The organism is Sphingobium baderi (assembly GCF_001456115.1).
In the GTDB taxonomy this organism is placed as follows: domain Bacteria; phylum Pseudomonadota; class Alphaproteobacteria; order Sphingomonadales; family Sphingomonadaceae; genus Sphingobium; species Sphingobium baderi_A.
This window is the reverse complement of the sequence record NZ_CP013264.1, coordinates 1,324,117-1,346,014: the sequence shown is the minus strand read 5'-3', so window position 1 is coordinate 1,346,014 and position 21,898 is coordinate 1,324,117. Positions and strand designations below refer to the sequence as shown.

The 21,898-nt window shown below is 65.7% G+C and carries 23 protein-coding genes; 8 read left to right on the top strand and 15 right to left on the bottom strand.

The features are described from left to right. From ATN00_RS06715 to ATN00_RS06685, 7 genes are read right to left on the bottom strand one after another with little or no spacing between them, the layout of a single operon-like run. Positions 1 to 426, bottom strand: coding sequence for a hypothetical protein (locus ATN00_RS06715; protein ID WP_062063395.1), 426 nt, complete (start codon positions 424 to 426; stop codon positions 1 to 3). After that, positions 423 to 1,751, bottom strand: coding sequence for a FliI/YscN family ATPase (locus ATN00_RS06710; RefSeq protein ID WP_021244582.1), 1,329 nt, complete (start codon positions 1,749 to 1,751; stop codon positions 423 to 425). The genes ATN00_RS06715 and ATN00_RS06710 overlap by 4 nt, the downstream gene beginning before the upstream one ends. Continuing rightward, complete coding sequence (locus tag ATN00_RS06705; protein ID WP_062063393.1) at positions 1,748 to 2,392, bottom strand: FliH/SctL family protein; 645 nt, start codon at positions 2,390 to 2,392, stop codon at positions 1,748 to 1,750. The genes ATN00_RS06710 and ATN00_RS06705 overlap by 4 nt, the downstream gene beginning before the upstream one ends. Next, the gene (gene fliG, locus ATN00_RS06700; protein ID WP_021244580.1) at positions 2,385 to 3,404 is read right to left on the bottom strand and encodes a flagellar motor switch protein FliG; all 1,020 of its coding nucleotides are present in this window, start codon (positions 3,402 to 3,404) and stop codon (positions 2,385 to 2,387) included. Before fliG ends, ATN00_RS06705 begins: the two co-directional genes overlap by 8 nt. Then, positions 3,397 to 5,151, bottom strand: a complete 1,755-nt coding sequence (gene fliF, locus ATN00_RS06695) for a flagellar basal-body MS-ring/collar protein FliF (RefSeq protein ID WP_062063391.1) — start codon at positions 5,149 to 5,151, stop codon at positions 3,397 to 3,399. Before fliF ends, fliG begins: the two co-directional genes overlap by 8 nt. Position 5,152: 1 nt before the next feature. Beyond that, positions 5,153 to 5,512 carry a flagellar hook-basal body complex protein FliE gene (gene fliE, locus ATN00_RS06690; protein WP_031290899.1) on the bottom strand — a complete coding sequence of 120 codons (360 nt, stop codon included), beginning with the start codon at positions 5,510 to 5,512 and terminating at the stop codon, positions 5,153 to 5,155. An 11-nt stretch (positions 5,513 to 5,523) separates the two neighbouring features. Beyond that, entirely contained in the window at positions 5,524 to 6,783 is a 1,260-nt protein-coding gene (locus ATN00_RS06685) for a sigma-54 interaction domain-containing protein (protein ID WP_062068490.1), read from the bottom strand. A 318-nt stretch (positions 6,784 to 7,101) separates the two neighbouring features. Between ATN00_RS06685 and ATN00_RS06680 the strand changes: the two genes are divergently transcribed. The 3 genes from ATN00_RS06680 (at position 7,102) to mdoH (ending at position 11,552) form a co-directional block, all read left to right on the top strand. Continuing rightward, on the top strand, positions 7,102 to 7,908 hold the full coding sequence (locus tag ATN00_RS06680) for a flagellin N-terminal helical domain-containing protein (RefSeq protein ID WP_062063389.1): 807 nt from the start codon (positions 7,102 to 7,104) through the stop codon (positions 7,906 to 7,908). A 206-nt stretch (positions 7,909 to 8,114) separates the two neighbouring features. Beyond that, positions 8,115 to 9,599 carry an OpgD/OpgG family glucan biosynthesis protein gene (locus ATN00_RS06675; RefSeq protein WP_062063387.1) on the top strand — a complete coding sequence of 495 codons (1,485 nt, stop codon included), beginning with the start codon at positions 8,115 to 8,117 and terminating at the stop codon, positions 9,597 to 9,599. Between the two features lie 60 nt (positions 9,600 to 9,659). After that, entirely contained in the window at positions 9,660 to 11,552 is a 1,893-nt protein-coding gene (mdoH, locus tag ATN00_RS06670; protein WP_062063385.1) for a glucans biosynthesis glucosyltransferase MdoH, read from the top strand. 118 nt (positions 11,553 to 11,670) lie between these two features. On the opposite strand, the gene ATN00_RS06665 is transcribed toward mdoH, so the two are convergent. The 8 genes from ATN00_RS06665 to ATN00_RS06630 form a co-directional block, all read right to left on the bottom strand. Continuing rightward, positions 11,671 to 12,408, bottom strand: a complete 738-nt coding sequence (locus ATN00_RS06665) for a FliA/WhiG family RNA polymerase sigma factor (RefSeq protein WP_062063383.1) — start codon at positions 12,406 to 12,408, stop codon at positions 11,671 to 11,673. A gap of 13 nt (positions 12,409 to 12,421) precedes the next feature. Continuing rightward, positions 12,422 to 14,542, bottom strand: coding sequence for a flagellar biosynthesis protein FlhA (gene flhA / locus ATN00_RS06660; RefSeq protein WP_021244572.1), 2,121 nt, complete (start codon positions 14,540 to 14,542; stop codon positions 12,422 to 12,424). Positions 14,543 to 14,551: 9 nt separating this feature from the next. Further along, the gene (locus ATN00_RS06655; protein WP_062068488.1) at positions 14,552 to 15,376 is read right to left on the bottom strand and encodes a lysozyme family protein; all 825 of its coding nucleotides are present in this window, start codon (positions 15,374 to 15,376) and stop codon (positions 14,552 to 14,554) included. A 255-nt stretch (positions 15,377 to 15,631) separates the two neighbouring features. Further along, positions 15,632 to 15,940, bottom strand: a complete 309-nt coding sequence (locus tag ATN00_RS06650) for a hypothetical protein (RefSeq protein WP_062063381.1) — start codon at positions 15,938 to 15,940, stop codon at positions 15,632 to 15,634. Positions 15,941 to 15,943: 3 nt separating this feature from the next. Continuing rightward, positions 15,944 to 16,222, bottom strand: coding sequence for a flagellar biosynthesis anti-sigma factor FlgM (gene flgM / locus ATN00_RS06645; RefSeq protein WP_021244569.1), 279 nt, complete (start codon positions 16,220 to 16,222; stop codon positions 15,944 to 15,946). Positions 16,223 to 16,266: 44 nt separating this feature from the next. Further along, on the bottom strand, positions 16,267 to 16,773 hold the full coding sequence (locus ATN00_RS06640) for a flagella basal body P-ring formation protein FlgA (protein WP_082635302.1): 507 nt from the start codon (positions 16,771 to 16,773) through the stop codon (positions 16,267 to 16,269). 469 nt (positions 16,774 to 17,242) lie between these two features. Next, positions 17,243 to 17,734 (bottom strand): flagellar motor protein MotB, encoded by a 492-nt coding sequence (locus tag ATN00_RS06635; protein WP_062063380.1) that lies wholly within the window; start codon positions 17,732 to 17,734, stop codon positions 17,243 to 17,245. Continuing rightward, positions 17,731 to 18,399, bottom strand: a complete 669-nt coding sequence (locus ATN00_RS06630) for a MotA/TolQ/ExbB proton channel family protein (protein WP_062063378.1) — start codon at positions 18,397 to 18,399, stop codon at positions 17,731 to 17,733. The genes ATN00_RS06635 and ATN00_RS06630 overlap by 4 nt, the downstream gene beginning before the upstream one ends. A 253-nt stretch (positions 18,400 to 18,652) precedes the next feature. Here ATN00_RS06630 and flgB point away from each other — a divergent pair, with 253 nt between their 5' ends. From flgB to ATN00_RS06605, 5 genes are all read left to right on the top strand, one after another. Continuing rightward, positions 18,653 to 19,021: a flagellar basal body rod protein FlgB gene (flgB, locus tag ATN00_RS06625; RefSeq protein WP_021244565.1), complete on the top strand. Its 369-nt coding sequence runs from the start codon at positions 18,653 to 18,655 to the stop codon at positions 19,019 to 19,021. A 2-nt stretch (positions 19,022 to 19,023) separates the two neighbouring features. Further along, complete coding sequence (gene flgC, locus ATN00_RS06620) at positions 19,024 to 19,434, top strand: flagellar basal body rod protein FlgC (protein WP_021244564.1); 411 nt, start codon at positions 19,024 to 19,026, stop codon at positions 19,432 to 19,434. Further along, a complete protein-coding gene (locus ATN00_RS06615; RefSeq protein ID WP_021244563.1) occupies positions 19,431 to 20,090 on the top strand; it encodes a flagellar hook assembly protein FlgD in 660 nt (219 codons plus the stop codon). The genes flgC and ATN00_RS06615 overlap by 4 nt, the downstream gene beginning before the upstream one ends. Positions 20,091 to 20,120: 30 nt before the next feature. Next, positions 20,121 to 20,963, top strand: a complete 843-nt coding sequence (locus tag ATN00_RS06610) for a flagellar hook-basal body complex protein (protein ID WP_021244562.1) — start codon at positions 20,121 to 20,123, stop codon at positions 20,961 to 20,963. 176 nt (positions 20,964 to 21,139) lie between these two features. After that, on the top strand, positions 21,140 to 21,883 hold the full coding sequence (locus tag ATN00_RS06605) for a flagellar basal body rod protein FlgF (protein ID WP_021244561.1): 744 nt from the start codon (positions 21,140 to 21,142) through the stop codon (positions 21,881 to 21,883). The last annotated feature ends 15 nt before the right edge of the window (positions 21,884 to 21,898 follow it).

The window sequence follows — 21,898 nt, the reverse complement described above, 5'->3', positions numbered from 1 at the left end:
TCACGCATCTCCCCTGCGTTGCATCCGGCGATAGCTTGGCAGCGCCGCCAGCCGGCTTTCACGCCATTCATCCAGGTCCGCCCGAGCGCGGTCCTTCAATCGTGTCGCGATTTCCTTGTCGCGGTTCGCCGCGAGGCTGAGATTCTCTTTCACCTCCACCTTGCGCCGCGCATCATAAAGCGCGCCGTCAAGCTGGCGTCCCGCCTGCTCCAGCCGCCCCGCCAACTCCTGCATCGCGGCGAAGGACGCGCCACTCGCCGCGCCCTCGGCCTGGAACAGGTCGCTCCGCACTCGGCGCAGGCGTTCGGCATTATGGGCGATGCCCTCCGCCTCGTCCCGCGCGCGCGCCGTTTCCGCCGCCGCCATGGCATGTTGCACATGGCGCACGCGCAGCACGCGCTGGCGGCGAGCGACAAGGCCCTTCACGCGCCGAACTCCGCCATCAGCGCGTCAGCACTGGTGGAAAGGTCGACGCGGCTTTTCTGGTCCTGCTGGATGAAGTCCAGGATTTCCTGCCGCCGCTGCACCGCTTCGTCGATCACCGGATCATTGCCGGGGCGATAGGCGCCCATCAGGATCAGGTCGCGATTTTCCTCATAAGCGGCCCAAAGCCGCCGATAGGCCGCCGCCGCCATGCGATGCTCGTCCGGCACCACATCGGCCATGACGCGCGAGAGGGACTTGCCGATGTCGATGGCGGGAAAGATCGCCTGCTCCGACAGATGGCGGGAAAGCACGAAATGGCCGTCCACAATGGCCCGCGCCGCATCCACGATGGGATCGTCGGTGTCGTCGCCATCGGCCAGCACCGTATACAGCGCCGTAATAGATCCACCCGTGCGCGAATCCACGCCCGCTCGCTCCACCAGACGCGGGATCAGCGCCAGCGCCGAAGGGGGATAGCCCTTCATCGCGGGCGGTTCGCCCAGCGCCAGCCCGATTTCCCGCTGGGCATGGGCGCAGCGCGTGAGGCTGTCGATCAGCAGCAGCACCTTCTTGCCGCGCGCCCGGAAATATTCGGCGATGGCGGTCGCCCGCGCCGCCGCGCGCAGGCGCAGGATCGGCGGATGATCGGCCGGAACCGCGACGACGATGCTCTTGTGCATCGTGCCCTTGAGCTTGGTTTCGAGAAAGTCACTGACTTCGCGTCCACGCTCGCCGATCAGGCCCGCGATCACGATATCCGCTTCCGCGCCCGCGATCATCTGGCCCATCAGCACGGATTTGCCGACGCCCGAACCCGCGATGATGGCGATGCGCTGCCCCCGCCCGGCGGTCAGCAGCGCATTGACGGCGCGCACGCCGAGGTCAAAAGGCTCAGTCACGCGCCCGCGATCCAGCACATTGCCCTGAACGCCGTTCAGCGGCCAGCTTCCGCCCGCGATGATCGGTCCCTTGCGGTCGAGCGGCTGCCCCATGGCGTCGATGACGCGCCCGATCAGCCCTTCGCCGACCTGCACCATGTTCGCCTGACTGTCCGGTTCGACCCGCGCACCATTTTCCAGCGGCGCGCCATTGTCGAGCGGCACCAGCAGCGTGCGTTCCCCCCGGAAACCCACGACCTCCGCCCGCGCGATCGTTCCATCGGAAGCGATCACCCGCGCGCCCGCGCCGATGGGGCGGCGGAAACCCGTCACTTCCAGCATACCGGCATCGTGGCTCACCAGCCGTCCCACATGGCGGGGCTGGCGGTTCTGCACCTGCAAATGATCGAACAGCGTCTCCGCCTGGGCGATGGCGGCCCGGATCATGCCTTGCCCTCCATATCGTCGAGCAAAGCGCGCAGCCGGGCGAGCCGCACGTCCGGCCCATCCTCGACCCAGCCGTCAGCCGTATCGAGCCGCACGCAGCCCCGGCTCATCGACGCGTCCGCGACCAGCTTCACGCCGACCTGCCCGCCATCGACCAGCGGCATGTCGTCGGGGTGCAGGTGCAGGGCGCTCTTGCCCTCATTCTCGTCGATGAAGGCCGCAATGGTTTCGCACCGCTGTTGCAGCAGTTCCGCGTCGATCGCCACTTCGCCCACAATCTGCGAGACGAGCCGGATGACCGTGGCCGACAGCATCGTGGCCAGGGTTCCGCTGGGCGCGGGCGTCAGCATCTCCAACGCCTCGGCCAGCCGGTTACGCGCTTCCGCATCGCTGGCCATGCCCTCTTCGGTCACGCGGCAGCCTTCATCGAAGCCCTGCGCGAAGGCTTCGATCCGCGCCTGCTCCAGCGGATCGCCTTCCGGTTCCGCATCGGCATAGGCCGCCATCCGCATCGCCTGCGTCTGCGCGCCCGGCGGCGCGGTGTAGAGGCTGCGGAAACCGCTGCTTTCGATCCGCGCCACGCCTGCGACGGGGATGCTGGCGATGTCGCTGCCGCTCTCGGCCGCCCAGAAATTAGACAAAGTCGTTCCCCTTGCCGCCCAGCATGATCGTGCCCGCGTCGGCCATGCGGCGCGCGGTGCCGATGATGAGCTTCTGCGCGTCGATGACTTCGGCCAGGCGGATCGGCCCGCGCTCCTCGATCTCGTCGGCGATGGCCTGCGCCGCGCGGGCGGACATGCAGGCGAAGATCTTCGCCTTCAGCACCTCGTTCGCGCCCTTGAGTGCAACCACCAGCACCTGACTGTCCACCGTCCGCATCAGCGTGCCCAGATTCTTGTCGTCCATGTCGATGAGGTTGTCGAAGACGAACATCTCCTCCTCGATGGTCTGGGCGATCATCTTGTCCCGCTTGGCCAGCGCCTTGATGATGCGCTGCTCATTATCCTTGCGGACATTGTTCATGATCGCGGCCGCTTCGATGGTGCCGCCCCGCTGCGACGCCGCGCCCTGCTTCTTGGTCGCCGGGCCGCGCATCAGAAGCTGTTCCAGATCGTCCAAGGCCTCGTTGGAAACCGGTCCCAGCGTGGCGATGCGATAGACGATCTCTTCCTGATATTCCGCCGGCAGCAGTTGCAGCACATCGGCCGCGACGGGCGCTTCCAGATGGGCAAGCACAATCGCCATGATCTGCGGATGCTCCGCCTCGATCAGGGACGCGATCTCCTTCGCATCCATCCATTTCAGCATCTCAAGCTGGGTCGAGCGGGTCGGCGGCGTGATCCGCGCCAATATGGTTTCGGCCCGTTCCTCGCCCAGCGCCTTGGTCATCGCGCCCCGGATATGCTGGGTCGCGCCATAGCCGATGGTGGTGCGCTTCTTCGCCTTGGAAACGAAATGGTCGAGCGCCTGATTGACCTCGTCCACCTCGACATCCGCGACGTCATACATGGCGTTGCCGAGCTGGCGCACTTCGTCGGGCTCCAGCCGCGAGAGGATCTGTGCGGCCTCATCCTCGTTGAACAGCATCAGCAGGACGGCGGCGGCGGCGCTGCCTTTCAGCGCCGCGGGAGTTGCGGAGGCGGCCTCAGGCATTTTCCTTCTTCCCCTCCTTGAGCAGGTCGCGCACGACCAGCGCGGCCCGGTCCGGGTCCTGCTTCACGAAATTGCGGATCAGATCGGCGCGCTGGCTATAGTCCGGCGCTGAAGAGATCATGTCGAGCGTGATCGGCTGCCCCTCGCCGGGATGCTCGGCGGCATGGCGCGTCAGTTCGCCGGAAATCTCGCGGCCGATGCGCTGGCCGTTTGCAGCGGCGTCAGCGGCGGCGGCCTCCTGCGCGGCGGCCCGGCGCTTGAGCAGCGGGCGGCCAATGCCGAAGATCAGCAGCAGCGCAACCAGCAGCGCCGACACATTGCGGACCAGCGGCGACATCCAGTCGGCTTCATACCAGGGGGCCTTCACCTCTTCCGCCTTGACGAAACCGCGTGAGGACAGGGCCACCACGTCGCCCCGGCTCTGGTCGAAACCGATCGCGCCCTTCACCAAGGCTTCCAGCGCGGCGATTTCCTGCGCGCTGCGGGGCTTGCCGTCCGCGCCATTGTCGAGCGCCACGGCGACCGACAGGCGCTTGACCGTGCCCACCGCGTCGCGGGTGACGGACACTTCGCGGCCCAGCTCGAAATTGCGGTTGAAGGTTTCCTCGGTCTTCAGGACCGGATTGGGCGGCGTGCCCGGCTGAGCGGCGGCGTTCGCGCCATTTCCGGTCTGCCCCTGCTGCACGGCCTGGCCGTTGGGATTGGTCTGCGTCACGGTCGGATTGACCGGCGCCTGATTGCTGAGCGCGCCGGGGATGCCGCCGGCCTCGCCATTGCCCTGACCGCGCGGGTCGGACTGCCAGCTTCCCTGCTCGCTGCGAAGGCGCGCCTCATCCTGCGGATAGGTTTCCCGTGTCGCCTGACGCTCGGCAAAATTGAGTTCGGCATGAACCTCGGTCGAAAAATTGCCCGCGCCCAGGATCGGCGTCAGCAGCGCGACGACCGATTGGCGATAGCGATCCTCCACCCGGTCCTGCACCGCAAGCTGGCGGTCGTCGGCGGAATTGGCGTCATTATTGCTGAGCAACCGGCCATTCTGATCGACCACCGAAATATCCTGCGGATTAAGCTCCGGGATGGACGATGCGACCAGATGCACGATGGCGCTGACCTGCTGGTCGGTCAGCGTCCGTCCCTGCGCCAGACGCAGCATGACGGAGGCGGTGGGCTTGGCCCGGTCGCGCAGGAACACGCTGGGCGGCTCGACCGCCAGATGCACCTTCGCGCTTTCCACGGAATCGATCGCCTCGATCGTGCGGGCAAGGTCCATTTCCCGCGCCGACCGCAGCTTTTCGCCTTCCACCGCGCGGCTTGCGCCCATGGGCAGGCTGTCGATCATGCTGTTGCCGTCGGGCGCGCTCTTGGGCAGGCCCTGCGCGGCGAGCATCATCTTCGCCTTGAAATAATCGTCCTGCGCGACGGTCATCCCGCCCGCATTGTCGAAGCTGTAGCGCACGCCGTTCTGGTCCAGCACCTGCGCCACCGCCGATTTGTCCCCATCGGGCAAGGCGCGAAACAGGTCGCGCTGCGGCGGTTCGCGCAGCGCCAGCCAGGCAAGACCCGCCATGGCTACCACGCCCAGCAGGCCCAGCAGCGGCAGGCTCTTCGCCACCGCAGGCTGCTTCATGAAGCCGGTGAAGCGCGCCTTCAGCGCATCGACGCCTTTCGCGCCGCCGCCCAGCGAGGATGCCGGGAGGGCGGGAGCAGCGGCCGCGCCGCTATCGAGGGTAAGTGCGTTCTCGCTCATATTACACCGGCATGCTCATGATGTCCTTGTAAGCGGACAGCAATTTGTTGCGGACCTGAAGGGTGGCTTCGAAACTGACCGACGCCTGCTGCTTTGCCAGCATGACGGCGGCGATGTCCGTCGTTTCCCCCCGTTCGAAGGCGGCGGCGGCTTCACCCGCCTGACTTTGCAGGCCATTGACCTGATCCAGCGCGGACTTGAGCGCCTGCGTGAAATTGCCGGGCGCCGTCGCATCGGCGCCGCCCGTTCCGGCCACGCCGCCGGCATTGCCGGTCGAAGCGACGTCGCGCAGCGCGGCGTTCTTCTGAAGGATGGCGTTGCGGATCGCCATCACGCTGTCAGTGGGAGAGATGCTGCTCATCCTCTAACTCCTTACGCGGCGGCCAGTTCGCGCATCTCGGCCAGCCGATAGCGCAGGGTGCGTTCCGAAATGCCGAGCTTGCGGGCGGCGGCGGCGCGGTGGCCGTCTGTCTCGCGCAGCGCAAGGCGGATGGCTTCCAGCTTGGACATGCGCGCCACGTCGCGCAGGCGGACCGGCTCGTCCGGCACCAGGATCGGCGCGGAACGGCGAACCGGCTGCGGCGCGGCGGCCAGATGCAGGTCGTCGGCGTCGATCCGCGCGCCGTCGCGCAACACCAGCGCGCGCTGGAGCACATTGCCCAGTTCGCGGGCATTGCCCGGCCAGGCATGATCCTCCAGCTTCGCCAGCGCTTGCGGAGTCGGCCAGACAAAGGCGTCCTTCGCCAGATCCTGATGACGCAGCAGCATGGCGGCGGCGATGGCGGCGATGTCGCCGGGACGCTCCGCGAGCGGACGCAATTCCAGCGGCATGACGTTCAAACGCCAGTAAAGGTCTTCACGGAACCGTCCGGCGGCGCATTCGTCGGCCAGATTGCGGTTGCACGCGGCGATCACGCGGACATTGACGGGCACCGGATGGGTCGCGCCGACGGGAAGGACTTCGCCCTCCTGCAATGCGCGCAGCAGCTTCGCCTGAAGCGCCAGCGGCAGTTCGGCGATCTCGTCGAGGAACAGCGTGCCGCCGTCCGCCGCCAGGAACAGCCCTTCGGACGCATTGGCCGCGCCGGTGAAGCTGCCCTTCTTGTGGCCGAACAGCATCGCTTCCATCATGGTTTCGGGCAAAGCGGCGCAATTGACCGCGATGAAGTCCCGCGAAATACGGCCCGACTGGGCGTGAAGGAAGCGCGCCATGCCTTCCTTGCCGGTGCCGGTGTCGCCCTGAATGAGCACGGTGGCGTCGCTGCGCGCGACCCGCCCTGCCAGCGTCATCAGCCGGGCGCTGGCGCTGTCGCCGACCGCCGGGATGACATCGGGCCGCGCCAGTTCCGCGATCAGCGCGAAGGCGAAACCCATATCCTCCAGGCCGAAAGCCACGCGGGCGGGCAGGCCATTGGCGGCGGGCACCAGCGAAGGCGCGCCATCGATCAGGTTGATGAGGATATCGCGATGGGTCGCATGGGCGATCTCGCTCGCCAGCAGCACGCGCCGGTCATCCCGGTCGCGCGGCGCGGCGGCATCCACCGCACGCACGGCGAAAAAGGCATTTTCAAGCCAATGCTGCAACCCTGGAACCAGCGCGCAGACCCTTTGGCTCACGTCGAGAGACGACATGCACATTCCCCATCATTTCGGCTGTCTGGTGCCCCCGCACTTTTCAGCCCCCTTTCGATAGGGTCTTTTTGCGCCTTGCATGGTTATCATATGGTTAACTCTGCCTGCCCCTTGCCGCCGACCGGCAATTTTTTTCCGCCCCGGCAAGGGAATTTGCCGCGCTTCTTATATAGGCGCGCGCGTAAGAGGCGGTTTTTTCAGTTATTTTCGAAAAAATCGCATCTGCCCCTAAAAGCTTTTTTCGCGCCGCCGTTATTCCCTTTCGAGGCCGCAAGCAGCCTGATGGCAGCGACCTGATGTTAAACGAAAGGGAACACCATGACTGTTATCGGAACCAATTCTTCGGCCCTGCGCGCCACCAACGCTTCGGCCGTTTCGAGCAAGGCGCTCAGCACCGCGATGGAACGCCTGTCGACCGGCAAGCGCATCAACAGCGCGAAGGACGACGCCGCCGGCCTCGCCATCGCTTCGACGATGACCGCCCAGATCCGCGGCATGACCCAGGGCATCCGCAACGCCAATGACGGCATCTCGCTGGCGCAGACGGCGGAAGGCGCGCTGGACGAAGTCACCAACATGCTGCAGCGTATGCGTGAACTGACGGTCCAGGGTAAGAACGGCACCAACGACGACGATTCCAAGGCCAATATCAAGGCGGAACTCGACGAGCTTGCCAAGCAGATCGACAATGTGATCACCAACAGCAAGTTCAATGGCATCGAACTCTTCGGATCCGGCGCTGGCGACGTCACGATCCAGGCTGGTGCGACCGCCGATGACACGGTCACCATCTCCCTGAGCACGATCGACCTGTCCGCCGTTGCCAGCTCCACCGGCGCGGCTGAAGAAGCGGATGGCGATCTGACCGTCTATGATGACGCGCTCAAGACCATCGCCACCACCCGCGCCACGCTGGGTGCCGCGCAGAACCGCCTGGAATCGACGGTCAACAATCTGACCGCGAACGTCACCAACCTGACCGACGCTCGCAGCCGGATCGAAGACGCCGACTTCTCGACGGAAACGACCTCGCTCGCCAAGGCGCAGATCCTGAGCCAGGCTTCGACCGCGATGCTGGCGCAGGCCAATCAGAGCCAGCAGAACGTCCTGAAGCTGATCCAGTAATCCGCTTGCATAAGAATGCACGGTGAGGTTTGGTCGCCTCACCGGACATGGAGCCTCCGGCACATCAACAGTCCCCACCGTGCCGGAGGCGACACCTTTCGATCAAAGACCAGCTTTCCGAAGCCTCCGTCCCCCCGGACGGAGGCTTCATCGCATTTGCGCGGGCCATGGCTTGCAAAGCGCGCCGTCCTTCCCATGATGGGGCCATGACCATGATCGACCGGCGCGCGATGATCGCCGCCTCCAGCGCCGCCCTCCTCCTCCCTCGTCCGCTTATGGCCCAGAGCAAGGGTGAAGCCTTTTCCTGGGATGCGCTGGTCGCCATGGCCCAGCGGCTGGCCCGCGCGCCCTTTCAGGAAACGCCCCTTCATCCCGGAGCGGCGAAGGTCGATTACGACGCCCTGCATCAGGCCCGCTTCCGCGAGGAGCGCACGCTCTGGGGCGATCTTCCCGGCCATACCGGCATCCGTTTCTTTCCCCTGAGCGCCAACGCCGCCCAGCCCGTCTCCATCGCCATCGTGGAAAATGGCCGCGCGACGCCGCTGCGCTATGATCCCTCCATGTTCGACACGCCGCCGGGCAATGCCGTGGCCGCGCTTGGCCCCGATGCGGGCTTTGCGGGTTTTCGCATCATGAATGCGGCGCGGGACGGGGACTGGCTCTCCTTCCTGGGCGCCAGCTATTTCCGCGCCCCCAGCCCGCAAAAGCAGTTCGGCCTGTCCGCCCGCGCCGTGGCGATCAACACCAGCATTGCGGGGAAAGAGGAATTTCCCCGCTTCACCCATTTCTGGCTGGAACGCACCGGCGCGGACAGCGTCACCGTCCACGCGCTGCTGGACGGCGCATCGATCACCGGCGCGTTCCGCTTCGTCAGCCAGCTTGGGCCGCAGGGCGTCCGGCAGGACGTGACCGCCGCCCTCTTCCCCCGCAGGCCCATCGAGGAACTGGGCCTGATGCCGATGACCAGCATGTTCTGGTACGATCAGGCGAACCGGACGCAGGGCACCGACTGGCGGCCGGAAATCCACGATAGCGACATGCTCGCCATCGCCAGCGCGAACGGCACGGCGCATTGCCGCCCCCTCACCAACCCTGCCGCACCGCGCGTCGATGTCTTTGCCGAGCGTGATCCAGCCGGTTTCGGCCTGCTACAGCGCGACCGCGATTTCAGCCATTATCAGGACGACGGCGTCTTCTACGACCGCCGCCCTTCGCTCTGGGCCACCCCGTCGAAGCGGCTGGGGCCGGGCGAGGTGCGCCTCTATGCCTTTCCCACCGACAGCGAATATACCGACAATATCGCCGCTTACTGGACCCCTTCCGCCTCCGTCCGCCCCGGCAGGCGGATCGACGCCAGTTATCGGCTCGACTGGTCGGCGGCGCAAAGGCCCGCATCCGCCGCGACGGCATGGGTCAAGGATGTCTGGCGCGGGCGCGGCGATCAGGCGGGTCAGGACCGGCTGGTCATCGACTTCGCGGATGTGACAGAGGCAAAGCCCGAAATCTGGGCCGATGTGGCGCATGGCGCGCTTCTCAAAAAGGCCGGTTATCCGGTGCTTGGTCAACGCAATCTCTTCCGGGTCGTGCTGGATGTGGCGCGTCAGGGCGGCGGGACGACGGATATTCGGGTCCAGCTCCGCTCCGGCAATCGCGCCATCAGCGAATATGTGCATTATCCGCTGGGCGCATGATCGGAACCCTTGGCTTGCGCGAAGGGTTGAGCGTGCGGAACAAATGGATACGGGTCTGGAATGAAGGGCACGGACGGCATAAGGCCGCTGCATGAACAATCGCAAGACGCATCCGTGACGCGGGCATTCGAACAGGTTCCCGCCGAAATGCCGCTTGCCATGCCGGTGCAGGATTTTTCCTCTGCCCCGGACGATGTGCCGGTGCGCGCGCGCAATATCGACCTGTGGGCGCGGCGGCTTCTGGTGGTGCTGCTCGCTGTCCTCCCGGCGTCCATGGCCGCGCATGAAATGCGCCTTTCCATCGGCCTCGACGGCATTTCCCTTTGGGAAGGCATCTATCTCGCGCTGTTCATTCCCCTCTTCGCCTGGATCGCCTTCGGCTTCGCGACCAGCTTCATCGGCTTCCTGTTGCTGACCATCGGGCGCGGCCGCGGCGTCCAGCCTCGCGCCCTGCGCCCTGGCGATCCGCTGCGCGGCCAGACGGCCATATTGCTGCCGGTCTGCAACGAGGATTTCCTGGGCGTGCTGGGCCGCCTTTCCATCATGGAGCGGTCCCTGACGCAGGTGATGGGCGGCGAACGCTTCGAATTTTTCATCCTCAGCGATTCCAATGCCGAAAATGGCGAGATCGAACGGGAAGCCTATCAGGCGATCCGCCACAGCTTTTCCCGCGCCGTGCATTATCGCCGCCGCGCGCTCAATATCGGGCGCAAACCCGGCAATATCGCCGAATGGGTGCAGCGTTTCGGCGGTGGCTATGACTATATGATCGTGCTGGACGCCGACAGCGTCATGAGCGGGCAGACCATGGCGCGGCTGGCGTCGGACATGGAGCGCCATCCTTATCTCGGGCTGATCCAGACCGTGCCGACGGTGGTGGGCGCATCCACGCTCTTCGCCCGCTGGCAGCAATTCGCCAGCCGCCTGTTCGGCCCGATCTCCGCCGCCGGCATGATCTGGTGGGCGGGGTCCGAAGGCATGTTCTGGGGCCACAACGCCATATTGCGCGTGCGCGCCTTCGCGCAAAGCTGCGGCCTGCCCGAACTGCCGGGCCGCGCCCCCTTCGGCGGCCATATCATGAGCCATGACATGATCGAGGCTGCCTTGCTGCGACGGCGCAGCTGGGACGTGCACATGGTGACGGCCGACGACAGTTTCGAAGAATTCCCGCCCTCCCTCCCGGATCTCGCCACGCGCGACCGGCGCTGGTGCCAGGGCAACATCCAGCACGTCCCCCTGATCGCGAAGATCAAGGGGCTGCATCCGGTCAGCCGCTTCCAGTTGCTGGTCGGCGCTTCGGCCTATTGCACTTCGCCCTTATGGCTTGCGCTGATCCTGGTCGTGCTGGGCGGCGCGGTCGCGGGCCTGTGGCCGGCCAGCGCCGTATTGCCCTCGGGCGGGCTGCTGGCGCTGACGGCGGTGCTGCTGTTCGGTCCCAAGCTGCTGTCGATGATCTGGGCGCTCGCCGACCCGGCCCACCGCATCGGTTTCGGCGGCGCGGCCCGGATGAGCCGGGGCGTGCTGGCCGACATCATCCTGTCGATCCTGATGGCGCCGGTCAGCATGTTGACCCAGACGATCAACCTTTTCGGCATATTGATGGGCCGCAAGAGCAGCTGGAACGGCCAGACCCGCGACCGCGACGGCATGGCGCTTATCGGCGCCGTCTGGCTGTTCAAATGGCATATTCTGCTGGGCCTTGGCCTCACATTGCTGGCCGTGCGGGGCGATACGCCGCTGGGTTGGGTGACGCCGGTGGTCGCGGGACTGCTCCTCGCCCCTGTCCTCGCCGCCATCACGGCGCGCAAGGGATTGGGCCGCTGGGCCGACGAACATGGCCTGTTCCAAGTGCCCGAACCCTGGTGGCGCACGCAAAGCTATCGCCCGCTGCGCTATCGCCTCTCGGTCAATGGAAAGACCATCACGCCGACCTGGCCAGCGAACGACGGTTAGAGGGTGAAAGGCAGACTGTCTGCTATCCCCATCTCCGTTCGCCCTTCGACAAGCTCAGCCCGAACGGAGGTGGGTCGTGCGAAAACGGCCGAAACCCGCTATCGCAGGATCAGATTTTCTAATCCCAATCCCTCAACTTCTCGCGGAGCTTGTCCAGCGCCGCTTTCTTGATCTGGCACACGCGGGCCGCGCCGATGTCCAGCACCTGCCCGATTTCCTCCAGATTGAGTTCCTCGACGAAATAAAGTTGCAGCACCAGCGCCTCGCGCTGCGGCAGTTCTCCGATATGTTGCGCCATGGCCGCCTTCAGCGACTCCCGCTCCATCACATCGTCGGCGCGGTCCTCGACATCGGCGAACCACATGGACTGATCGGAATAGACCTCGTCCATGCTCATATGCTGGACCATCTCGGCCCCGTCAGCCATCTCGCGATAGGCCGCCGCGTCCAGCCCCATCTCGTCGGACATTTCCGCTTCGGTCGGCATCCGGCCCAGCCGCTGCTCCAGCTTGCGCCGGACGCCCGCCAGTTCCTTGCGCCGCGCCATGGCGGACCGGCAAAGCGTCGCCTGCCGCCGCAAATGGTCGATCATCGCCCCGCGCACGCGCATCTGGGCATAGGAGGCGAAACCCAACCCGCGATCCTCGAAGCCATTGGCCGCCTCGACCAGCGCGACCATGCCGATCTGGAGCAAGTCCTCGATCTCGATGGCGCTCGATACGCGGCCATGGACATGCCAGGCGATCTTGCGGACCAGCGGCATATATTGCCGCGCCAGTTGCTCGGGTGAATTGACGGTTCCCCGCCGTCCGTAGGTATGGACGTCCGATCCGGCGGCGACTTTGCTCATATACATGGATCAAGTCTCCTCAGGCGACCCGCTCGCGCGCGGGTGCGGGATCATGGCGCGGGATGGGCCGCTGCTCGCCGCCGACCACGGCGACGACCTCGACTCCCTTGCCGTCGGGAATTTCCAGGAAGGACAGCACCGGCGTTTCCGGCAGATGCGGCTTGAACAGCCGCGCCAGCGCCCGCCGCGCGATCGGCGACGTCACGATGGCGAAGTTGCGCGCCTGCCCCAGCAGGGGCCGCGCCGCCTGCACCACCGCTTCGATGATGCGGTTGGCGAGCGCAGGCTCGATGGGATGCTTGGCGTCGCCCGCCACCCGCATCGCCTGCGCCAGCAGCGCCTCCAGATCGCCGTCCAGCGTGATGACGGGCAGCGGCATCTTCACCGGCACAAGGCCCTGGATGATGAGCGCGCCGATCCGCTGCCGCACCGCTTCGACAAGCTGTTCGTGCGACATGTCGGGCCGCGCGGCGTCGACCATCGCCTCGCAGATGCGGCGGAAGTCCTTGAGCGCGATCCCTTCGGACAGCAGCGCCCGGCACAGCGCGGAAATCTGCGTGAGGCTGAGCAGCCCCGGCGTCAGCCCATCGACCAGTTGCGGCGCGGCGTCCTTGAGGTTGTCGAGCAGCTTGCGCGCTTCGTCCAGCCCGAACATCTCGCTCGCATTCATGGCGATGAGCTGGTTGAGATGGGTCGCCACCACCGTCGGCGGATCGACCACGGTATAGCCTGCAATCACCGCTTCGCTGCGCCTGGCGGGCGAAATCCACACCGCTTCCAGCCCGAAAGTGGGATCTTTCGTCTCGCGCCCCGAAACCGTGCCTTCCAGCGCGCCGCTGTCCAGCGCCAGCAGATCCTCTGGCCAGATCTCGTCCTCGCCCACGACCACGCCGGCGATGGTGATGCGATATTGATTGGGTTCCAGCGACAGATTGTCCTTCACCCGCACCATCGGCACGACAAAGCCCAGTTCCTTGGACAATTGCCGCCGGATGCCCGTGATCCGCGCCATCAAAGGCGCGCCCTTGCGCTCATCGACCAGCGAAATCAGGCCATAGCCGATCTCCAGCCCCAATATCGCGCCGTCCGACACGTCATCCCATTCGATCAGCGCCGGATTGGCGGGCGGCGGCGCGGGGGCGGGTTCCGCCGCCTTGCGCTGGCCTGCCTTGCGGAGCTGCCATGCGATCCCTCCCGCCACGGCGGCGGCGGTCAGGATGATGAAGTGCGGCATCCCCGGCAGCACGCCCAGGAAAGCCAGGATCGCCGCGACCGGCACCCAGGCGCGGCCCGAACCGAACTGGCTGGTGATCTGGCCTCCCAGGTCCTGCTCGCTGCCGACGCGGGTGACGATGGCCGCCGCCGCGATGGACAGCAGCAGCGCGGGCACCTGCGCCACCAGCGCATCGCCGATGGCCAGCACGATATAGGTCTGCGCGGCCTCGCCCATCGACAGGCCATGGCTTACCACGCCCAATATGATGCCGCCCACGATGTTGATGGCCAGGATCAGTATGCCCGCGACCGCATCGCCCTTCACGAACTTGCTCGCGCCGTCCATGGAGCCGTAGAAGTCCGCTTCCGTCGCGACTTCGCGGCGGCGCACCTTGGCTTCCTCCGGCGTCAGCAGGCCCGCGTTCAGGTCCGCGTCGATGGCCATCTGCTTGCCCGGCAAGGCGTCGAGGGTGAAGCGCGCCGACACTTCCGACACGCGCCCCGCGCCCTTGGTGATGACGACGAGGTTGATGATCATCAGGATCGCAAAGACGAAGATGCCGACGACATAATCGCCGCCGATCAGGAAATGGCCAAAGGCTTCGATCACATGCCCCGCCGCGTCCGATCCTTCATGCCCCTGCACCAGCACCACGCGCGTCGACGCGACGTTCAGCGCCAGCCGCAGCAGCGTCGCGAACAACAGCACCGTCGGGAAGCTCGAAAAATCCAGCGGCTTGGCGGCGTTGAGCGCCACCATCAGCACCGCCAGCGAAATCATGATGTTGGTGATGAACCCGATGTCCAGCATCACCGCCGGCACGGGCACCATCATGAACAGCACGACCATCAATGTCGCAAGGGGCAGCACCGCCCCCTTGGCGGCGTTCGTCCAGATCTTCGCTTTGACTTGGGCAGGAGTCATGAGAAGCCGTTACCTTCCGAGGGTGGCGAGCATGAGATAGGCGAGGCGCGCCGTCTGCGGCTGGGGCGTCACGGTGACGTCCGCCGCGCTGGCAAGGCGCTGGGTTTCGATCCGCACATAATCGGCGGGCTGAATGGTCTTGGCATTGGCGGGCAGGGACGCGGAGGCATCGGCATAGCGGACATCGCCGCCGATCGAATCCATGCCTTTTTGCAGCTTGCCCGCGAAACGGTCGCGAATCTCGGCGAAGCTGCGGGCATGGCCCTGCCTGTCGTAGAAGATCGACCGATTGGCCCGCGCCGCCGCCGGGAACAGCGAAGCCGCCGTCGCCTGCGGCGCGCGATCATGCGTGGACAGGAACTTGGCGGCCCCGCCCACGCCCAGGAAGTGCGCGAGATAGAGGTCGACCGGCTGCGCTTCACGGCCCAGCCGCTGCTCCAGATAGGCTTTGTTGTCCGCGGCATGTTCCGCCGCCATGACCGAAGCCGTCTCCGGGTGGCTCCGCAGATCCAGTATCTGCTGCCGCAAATTCGGGTCCGACACATAATAGCGGCCATTGCTACCCCGGCTGACCGCATCGGCGGCCCAGCCAAGGCCATATTCGCTGCCATGCTTGTCGATGACGGCGAGCCAGCTCTGGTCGATGAATTGATAAAGGCCCCGCGCGGACGACGTCGACGCGCGCGCATTGGGATTGAGGCTGCTTTCGATCTTCGCCTGCCCCAGCAGGTAGCCGAAATCGACGCCCGTCCTGCGGCTGGCCATGGCGATCGCGTTGGTGACGCGATTGCCGGCCGAAGCCCCCGTTACCGTGATGTCCGCGAATGCCGACACTGTGAACAATCCCCTTTGCTAGCGGGGATCATTAGAGCAAGCCTTATGCCAATATTTGGTTAACGCGCTCGCAAGAAAATGCAGCGCCTTTTCGGAAAGGCGGATGATGGAGTGTGCTGGCGCATGGTTTTGGGGGAAAGCGAACGCTCCGCCAATCCCGACTCCGTTGGGCTATGTCCGCTCACGCCCGAAACCCATCAGCCACAAAAAAAGCGCCCAAAGGCGCCCTTTCCCATCATTGCGGGGAAGAAAAATCTAACGCCCGTAGACCAGCGGCGCGTTTTCCGCGCCACGGACCGCCAGGACATTCAGCTTCTGATTCGTGCGATCGGACAGCACCCTCGTCCGCACCCGCGCCATTTCCAGCAGAGTCGCGATGGCCTTCAGCCGTTCCGTCACGTCCGGTTCGGAACGCCATGCCCCGATGGCGCGCACCGACGCCGCCGCCTGCCCGACCTTCGCGCTGGCCGCGTCGATCGCGGCGGCATCATATCCGTCGAGCACCGCCCGCAAATCCTCGCAGGCGGTCCGCAGATGATCGAGGGCGGCAAGGCCGAGCGGCATGAACTAACCCGCGACCGGCAGGTCGAGCGCCAGCATCCGGTCGGCAATCGCCGCCGGATCGACCGGATAATTGCCCGATGCGATGGCCGCCTTGATCGCCGCGACGCGATCCATGTCGACCGGCGCGCCTTGCGCCGCCATGCGGGCCGCCGGGCTTGCCGAAGCCGCCGATGAAGCGGGCGCGCCAGCCGTGCCCACGGAGGATGCGCGCACCTTGCCGCCATCCCGGATGCGGGAAGCTTCGACTGCGGCGCTCAGGCTCTGGCCAACTGACTTGATCATGGGTTCAATCCTTCACTCGTCCCTACCGTCTATAACGGACAAGTTCAAAAATCATTAAATCCCGGAACGCGCACAATTCCCATTTCCACGACCTGCGCCAAAATGGGCGACGATTTCCTGTCCTCGCGCACGCGGATCGTCTCTCCGACCGCGCCATCTTCGTCCGCGATCATCATGCGCGATACGCTGAACACCGCGTTGCCCGCCATCAATTGCACGGGGTCGCCGCGCTTGACCGCGTTTTCCTTCGGCGCCGGCCTGCTCGCCATGCCATAGCGCGCCACCGGCCCGGACGCCGCCGCCGCGCCGCCGGGGACCAAAGGCACCCGGATACGCCAGCCCAGCGCATCGCACTTCACCATCGCGGCGCCGAAAACCGGCCCCTCGACATTGGGCGTGGTGGGACAGGCCGCCAGTTTCAGCCGCCGGTCGACCGGCGCGGCGGGTCCGCCCGGCTCGCCCAGATTGGCGCCCACGGTCATCGCCACCAGACTGTCGATCCGATCCAGATTCTCGAATTTCTGCTGCGCCAGCGCCGGTCGGGCGCTCATCATGACGAAGGCGACAAGGCAGAATGTGGACAGTTTCAACACGATCAGTCTCCGAATGCGGATGTCTTTCGTGTATTTCAGCAATTTTCGTGCCAGTTTTCCGAAACCGAACGCAACGATCCCGCGCTCCTGTAAAGGCAGGAGCCCAGATCACAGCACGGGACCAAGCGGCGTGGACAAAATCCGATGGGCTGAAAACGGCCAATAGTCGCCACTTTACCTCTGTTCGGGCTGAGCGAAGTCGAAGCCTGTCCTGAGCGACACCGCAGGCGGCGTCGCAGGGCCTTCCACTGAGCAAAGCGAAGTGGCCTCCCTACGATCGGCCCTGCCCTTCGACTTCGCTCAGGGCGAACGGAGATGGGAATAGCAGACCGTCCACTTCCCACCCATTTTAGCCGTCCCCGATACACGGAATTTGTCCAAGCGCCCTAGGCTCCTGCCTTCGCAGGAGCATGATTTCCCTGGCGCCTCACTTAACATCAGGCGCGATGCGGATGACCTGTCCCTGCCCCGCCTTCCCTTCGGCCTGATCCAGCCCGCGGATCGCCAGACGGCTGCCCGCAATCCCTTCGGCCCGCAAGGCCCGCGCCACTGCGCCCAGCCGCGCCGCCGCCAGATCCCAGTCATCGAACCGCTGCCGCGCCGGGTCCGTGCCATGGCTGCGGACCTCGATCCCGCCGCTTTCGCGCGAAAATTCGCGGGCAATGGCCGTCAACCGCGCCTTGCCCGCGCCAGTCAGCAGCGCCTCGCCCGGCACGAACAGCTCCGCCGCGCGCAGTTCGATCCCCTGCCGCATCGGCCGCCCGCCAAATTGCTGGCTCAGGCCCGCCAGCATGACGTCGCGCCGCTGCCCGCTCGCCTGCAACAGCACGAAGAAGGCCAGCAGCAACAGCAGCAGATCGGCAAAGCTGACGGCCCATCGGTTTCGCCGGACCATGGCTGGAGCGGGAGGCGCGCTCATGCGACCTCACGGATCGAAGCGCGCCGCAACGGTGCATTTTCGCGCCGCGCGATGGCCAGCATCCGCGCCACGGCTTCCTGCTGCCAGGCCAGTTCCCGCTCGGACAGGTCGGCCAGCCGCGCGGCAATCGGCGCGGCGACGATATTCGCGATCACCACGCCATAGAGCGTCGTCAGCAGCGCGAGCGCCATGGACGGCCCCAGCCTGGCGGGATCGTCCATCGCCGCGAACATGCCGACAAGGCCGATGATCGTCCCCGCCATGCCCAGCGCGGGCGCGGCGTCGGCGATCGACAGCCACACATTGCGGACCGCCGCGTGCCTTTGCCCGCGATCCGCCAGCGCCTGCGCGGCCCATAGCTCGAACTGCTCCACCTTCTCGCAATTGGCGAGGCGGCGCGCGGCTTCCCCCAGGAAGGGATCGGCGGTCTTGACCCGGTCCGTGCAGGAAAGCCCGCGCAACTGCGCCACCTGGTCGATCCTGAGCATCGCCGCGCGCGCCGCATCGCGATCCCGCGCGGGGCGGGCCGTGACGAGCGGCCTCAGCGCAGCGAAGGCGCGCGCGAAATGCGCCCCGCCATTCTGCAACAGCGCCACCAGCCCGATGCCCGCGACCATCGCCATCAAGGTCAGCGGATCGAACAGATGCCCCAATATTCCCACCATGACTCGCCGCTCCATCCGGGCCCGGCAAAGCCTTGCCGCCGCCCGGCAAAAAATTGCCGCCCTTGCCGCCTGCTTGAGGCAATCCCCCGGATTTCCGCCACTTTCGCCTTTGCCGATGCGTCACCCACGCAAATTGGCACGGCTCTTGCGGATATCAGGCTGGATCGCCCGCACTGCACGCCATCAGGCTTCAGAACGGCGCGGCGAACCGAAGTTTTAGGCCCATCGGGGCAAAAAGGGACGGGAAACGAAAATGTCGCTGGAAGACGGTTTGTTCGGGATACATGGAAAGGCGCTGGCGCTTCGCTCGCAGCGCCTGTCCCTGCTCGCGTCCAACATCGCCAACGCCTCGACGCCGGGCTACAAGGCGCGCGACATCGACTTCGACGCCGCGCTCAAGGAAGCGACCACGCAGGCGGGCAAATCCGCCGCCGACGTATCGAAAGCGGCCGACGATTCCATGGGCTACCGCGTGCCCCTGCAACCCAGCCTCGACGGCAACACGGTGGAACTCAGCACCGAACAGACGCTGTTCGCGGAGAACGCCGTCAAATATCGCACGACCCTCTCCTTCCTGGAGGGCCGCATCAACACCATCACCCGCGCCTTGAAGGGAGAATGAGCATGAGCGGCTCCGGTCCCATGAACGTCTTCGACATCGCCGGCCGCGCCATGAGCGCGCAGCTCGTCCGCCTCAACACCACCGCGTCCAACATGGCCAATGCGGGCAATGTGTCGGGCAGCGCGGCGGACGCCTATCGCGCGATCAAGCCGGTTTTCCGCTCCGTCACCGACAGCCCCGGCGTGTCGACCGTGAAGGTGGAACAGGTCGTCACCACCAACGCCCAGCCCACCAAGCGCCACGATCCCAATCACCCGCTGGCCGACGCCAATGGCGATGTCTGGGAAGCGGCCGTGGATAGCAATGCGGAGCTGGTCGACATGATCGAGACCGCCCGCATGTACCAGAACAACGTGCAGGTGCTGAACACCGCCAAATCGCTGATGATGGAAACCATAAGGATCGGCAAATGAGCACGACCTCGAACGTCACCGACAGCGCGGGCATTCCCGCCTATAGCCCTTCCACCGTCAAGGCGACCGGCAAGTCGGAAATGGGGCAGGCGGATTTCCTGCGCCTGCTCACCGCCCAGATGCAGACGCAAGACCCGTTCGAGCCGATGGACAATGCCCAGATGGTGGCCCAGATGGCGACGATCACCAACTCCAGCGGCATCGCGGAAATGAACGCGACGATGAAAAGCCTCGCCTCGCAGCTTACCGGCTCGCGCCTGGGCGACGCGGCAAGCTGGATCGGCAAGTCGATGCTGGTCGAAAGCAATATCGCCGCCCCCGACGCGGCGGGCCAGTATATCGGCCAGCTCACGCTTGGCAGCGACGCCGAAAACGTCTCGGTCGATCTGGTCGACGGCAACGGCAACACGGTCAAAACCATCGACCTGGGCGCCCAGTCCAAGGGCGACGTCAATTTCTATTGGGACGGCAAGGATGAGGCGGGCGAAACCGTCGCCGACGGCCCGCTCCAGATCAAGGTCAACGGCGCGAACCCCAATCGGGTCGCAAGCTGGGCCGCCATCGCCGCCGTCCAGTCGCCCGCCGACGGCAGCGCGTCCAAACTCATCACCGCGCTGGGCACCTACAGCCCCGCCGACGCCATCAGTCTCGCTTAACCTCATCCTTTTCACCCAGGGAGCAACGCCATGTCCTTCTACATCTCGCTTTCCGGCCTCAAGGCGGCCCAGACCGACCTTGCGACCATCTCCAACAACGTCGCCAACGTGAACTCCACCGCGTTCAAGCGCAGCCAGGCCAATTTCGGCGACATCTTCGCCGCCGCGCCGATGCAGACCACGACGCAGGTGTCCGGCCAGGGCGTCCGCGTGCAGAGCATCACCCAGCAGTTCACGCAGGGCACGACGCAGGGCACCGACAAGACGCTGGACCTCGCCATCACTGGCGAAGGCTTCTTCACCGTCAAGCGCACCGCCGACGATCAGGTCAGCTACACCCGCAACGGCGCTTTTTCGGTGACGAACGACCGTTATGTCGTCGACACCACCGGCGCGCGGCTTCAGGTGATCCCGGTCGATCCCGTGACCGGCGCGCCCACCGCGACCGGCACGCTGGGCACCGGCGACCTCGTCGATCTCAAGGTTCCGACCAACTGGCCCGACGGCGGCACCGGCAACCAGCTTTCCAGCGTCGGCGTGGCGGAAAATGGCGACATCACCGGCGTCTATGCCGATGGCACCACCGTCCATCTGGGCACCGCCGCCATGGCCGCCTTCAACAGCCAGGACGGCCTGCGCCAGCGCGGCGACGCGCACTGGTATTCGACCGCGGCCAGCGGCGACCCGATGTTCGGCACCGCCAATAGCGGCCTTTTCGGATCGATCCAGTCCGGCACGCTGGAACGCTCCAACGTGGATATCACGGAGGAACTGGTCAGCCTGATCTCCGCCCAGCGCAACTTCCAGGCGAACGCCAAGGCGATCGAGGCGGCGAACACGCTGTCGACGACCATCGTCAACATGCGGTCATAAACCAGCCGGAAATTAAAGCTCTTTCCCGTTCGGGCTGAGCGAAGTCGAAGCCTTCCGCTGAGCGAAGCGAAGTGCTTCGACTTCGCCTCAGCAGAGCCTTCGACATTTTGGACGAGACAAGCGGCTCGTTCAAACAGAGCGAACGGGTCGGACAAGACAGGAAACAGGACAAACCCATGGACCGGCTCGTCAACACGGCACTCACCGCAATGCGCGGCGCGATGGCGCGGCAGGCGGCGATTTCCAACAATCTCGCGAACGTCAACACCGTTGGCTTCCGCGCAGAGATCGCCAATGCCGAGACGCGCTGGATCAAGGGCGATACCTTCGACACGCGGGCGCAGGCGTCCGAACAGGTGATCGCCGCCGACATGGCGCAGGGGGCAGTCACCGCGACCGGCAATCCGCTGGACGTGGCGATGAACGGCGACGCCTTGCTCGCCGTTCAGGCCGCGGACGGCAGCGAAGCCTATACGCGCCGGGGCGACCTTAAACTCACCGACAGCGGCCTGCTGACCACCGGCGACGGCCTGCCCGTGCTGGGCGAAGGCGGTCCCATCACCCTGCCGCAGATGGACAGCCTCTCCATCGCGCAGGACGGCAGCATCTGGGGCGTGCCGCAGGGGGGCGACGCCGCCAACCCGCAGCGCGTCGATGGCCTGAAACTCGTCAACGCCACCGGCTCCTCCATCGCCAAGGGCACGGACGGCCTGTTCCGCGAGACGAATGGCGGCGCGTTGCCGCAGGATCCGCTCGCCACCGTCACCGCCGGATCGGTCGAAGGCTCCAACGTCAATGCGACAGCGGCCCTCGTCCAGATGATCGAGGCGAGCCGGGCGTGGGAAACGCAGGTCAAGATGATCGACACCGCGAAACAGCTCGATGACGGCGGCGCATCGCTCATGCGCCTTGATGGTTAATTTGGCACGAACCTT

Coding starts and splice junctions, on each gene's coding strand:
- ATN00_RS06710 (WP_021244582.1), bottom strand. CDS start 1,751: ATGATCCGGGCCGCCATCGCCCAGGCGGAGACGCTGTTCGATCATTTG.
- ATN00_RS06630 (WP_062063378.1), bottom strand. CDS start 18,399: ATGGTGGGAATATTGGGGCATCTGTTCGATCCGCTGACCTTGATGGCG.
- ATN00_RS06665 (WP_062063383.1), bottom strand. CDS start 12,408: ATGTATATGAGCAAAGTCGCCGCCGGATCGGACGTCCATACCTACGGA.
- flgC (WP_021244564.1), top strand. CDS start 19,024: ATGAGCGGCTCCGGTCCCATGAACGTCTTCGACATCGCCGGCCGCGCC.
- fliF (WP_062063391.1), bottom strand. CDS start 5,151: ATGAGCGAGAACGCACTTACCCTCGATAGCGGCGCGGCCGCTGCTCCC.
- ATN00_RS06650 (WP_062063381.1), bottom strand. CDS start 15,940: ATGCCGCTCGGCCTTGCCGCCCTCGATCATCTGCGGACCGCCTGCGAG.
- ATN00_RS06635 (WP_062063380.1), bottom strand. CDS start 17,734: ATGAGCGCGCCTCCCGCTCCAGCCATGGTCCGGCGAAACCGATGGGCC.
- flgB (WP_021244565.1), top strand. CDS start 18,653: ATGTCGCTGGAAGACGGTTTGTTCGGGATACATGGAAAGGCGCTGGCG.
- ATN00_RS06680 (WP_062063389.1), top strand. CDS start 7,102: ATGACTGTTATCGGAACCAATTCTTCGGCCCTGCGCGCCACCAACGCT.
- flhA (WP_021244572.1), bottom strand. CDS start 14,542: ATGACTCCTGCCCAAGTCAAAGCGAAGATCTGGACGAACGCCGCCAAG.
- mdoH (WP_062063385.1), top strand. CDS start 9,660: ATGAAGGGCACGGACGGCATAAGGCCGCTGCATGAACAATCGCAAGAC.
- ATN00_RS06685 (WP_062068490.1), bottom strand. CDS start 6,783: ATGTCGTCTCTCGACGTGAGCCAAAGGGTCTGCGCGCTGGTTCCAGGG.
- ATN00_RS06605 (WP_021244561.1), top strand. CDS start 21,140: ATGGACCGGCTCGTCAACACGGCACTCACCGCAATGCGCGGCGCGATG.
- ATN00_RS06675 (WP_062063387.1), top strand. CDS start 8,115: ATGACCATGATCGACCGGCGCGCGATGATCGCCGCCTCCAGCGCCGCC.
- fliG (WP_021244580.1), bottom strand. CDS start 3,404: ATGCCTGAGGCCGCCTCCGCAACTCCCGCGGCGCTGAAAGGCAGCGCC.
- fliE (WP_031290899.1), bottom strand. CDS start 5,512: ATGAGCAGCATCTCTCCCACTGACAGCGTGATGGCGATCCGCAACGCC.
- flgM (WP_021244569.1), bottom strand. CDS start 16,222: ATGATCAAGTCAGTTGGCCAGAGCCTGAGCGCCGCAGTCGAAGCTTCC.
- ATN00_RS06640 (WP_082635302.1), bottom strand. CDS start 16,773: ATGAGCGCCCGACCGGCGCTGGCGCAGCAGAAATTCGAGAATCTGGAT.
- ATN00_RS06615 (WP_021244563.1), top strand. CDS start 19,431: ATGAGCACGACCTCGAACGTCACCGACAGCGCGGGCATTCCCGCCTAT.
- ATN00_RS06610 (WP_021244562.1), top strand. CDS start 20,121: ATGTCCTTCTACATCTCGCTTTCCGGCCTCAAGGCGGCCCAGACCGAC.